This is a genomic window from Burkholderia sp. Se-20378 (genome assembly GCF_017104665.1).
Classification (GTDB): Bacteria; Pseudomonadota; Gammaproteobacteria; order Burkholderiales; family Burkholderiaceae; genus Burkholderia; species Burkholderia lata.
Map to the genome: position 1 here is coordinate 1 of NZ_JAAGPG010000895.1, position 240 is coordinate 240.

At 49.2% G+C, this 240-nt stretch carries 1 protein-coding gene; it reads left to right on the forward strand.

The window, feature by feature from the left end; genetic code table 11:
* On the forward strand, positions 1–238 hold a 238-nt coding region (locus tag G3N93_RS38715; protein ID WP_206135404.1), incomplete at its 5' end, for a hypothetical protein.
* Positions 239–240 lie beyond the last annotated feature (2 nt).

Here is a 240-nt window from a genome sequence, read left to right on the forward strand (position 1 = left end):
GGGGGTGTGTTATGGTGTGTACTTTTTGGGGTTGACTGCCTTGGTGGATCTGTCGAGACTGGTGGTGTTCGATGTAGCAGTGCGCGATGGGATGTTCGTTGGAGTGATGATGCTCGTGATCTGGTCCGCGGTATCTAGTGTGCGGGGTTGGGTGTTCTCGCGTGTGGCTATGGTCCAGTCGTTGTTCAGGAATTGGTTGCTCTCTGTGGTGTTTTTTTTTTTTTTTTTTTTTTACTGATG